This is a genomic window from Streptomyces sp. NPDC107498 (genome assembly GCF_055582805.1).
In genome coordinates this window covers 1-1,138 of record NZ_JBVJPE010000066.1, presented here as the reverse complement: position 1 = coordinate 1,138, position 1,138 = coordinate 1, and the positions used below count along the sequence as shown (strand labels likewise).

Sequence of the window (1,138 nt, the reverse complement as noted above, 5' to 3'; positions counted from 1 at the left end):
ACGGGAGGTTGCGGGCCATGACGATGCGCTGGACCTGGTTGGTGCCTTCGTAGATCTGGGTGATCTTGGCGTCGCGCATCATGCGCTCGACGGGGTAGTCGCGGGTGTAGCCGTAGCCGCCCAGGAGCTGGACGGCGTCGGTGGTGACCTCCATGGCGACGTCGGAGGCGAAGCACTTGGCGGCGGCGCCGAAGAAGGTCAGGTCGCCGTCCACCCGCTCGGACTTGGCGGCGGCGGCGTAGGTGAGCTGGCGGGCGGCCTCCAGCTTCATGGCCATGTCGGCGAGCATGAACTGCACGCCCTGGAAGTCGGCGATCGGCTTGCCGAACTGCTTGCGCTCGGTGACGTAGCCCTTGGCGTAGTCCAGGGCGCCCTGGGCGATGCCCAGGGCCTGGGCGGCGATGGTGATGCGGGTGTGGTCGAGGGTCTTCATGGCGGTGGCGAAGCCGGTGCCCTCGGCGCCGATCATGCGGCCGGCGGGGATGCGGACGTTGTCGAGGTAGACCTCGCGGGTGGGCGAGCCCTTGATGCCGAGCTTCTTCTCCGGGGCGCCGAAGGACACGCCCGGGTCGTCCTTCTCCACCACGAAGGCGCTGATGCCCCTGGAGCGCTTGTCGGGGTCGGTGACGGCCATCACGGTGTAGTACTGCGAGACGCCGGCGTTGGTGATCCAGCGCTTGACGCCGTTGAGGACCCAGAAGTCGCCGTCGCGCACCGCGCGGGTCTTCATGCCGGCCGCGTCCGAGCCGGCGTCCGGCTCGGACAGGGCGTAGGAGAACATCGCCTCGCCCCGGGCCAGCGGGCCGAGGCAGGCCTTCTTCAGCTCCTCCGAGCCGGACAGGATCACCGGCAGCGAGCCCAGCTTGTTGACCGCCGGGATCAGCGAGGAGCTGCCGCAGACGCGGGCGACCTCCTCGATCACGATCACGGTGGCCAGCGCGTCCGCGCCGGCGCCGCCGTAGGCCTCCGGGACGTGCACCGCGTGCAGGTCGTTGGCGACCAGCGCGTCCAGGGCCTCCTGCGGGAACCGGCCCTCCTCGTCCACCGCCGCCGCGAACGGAGCGATCTTCGCCTCCGCCAGGGCACGCACCGACTCGCGGAGCATGTCGTGCTCCTCCGAGGGCCGATACAGGTCGAA

The 1,138-nt window shown here is 70.3% G+C and carries 1 protein-coding gene; it reads right to left on the bottom strand.

The window, feature by feature from the left end:
• Positions 1-1,138, bottom strand: a 1,138-nt coding sequence (locus ACZ66Z_RS36720) for an acyl-CoA dehydrogenase family protein (RefSeq protein WP_469940319.1), incomplete at both ends; no start/stop codon positions are given.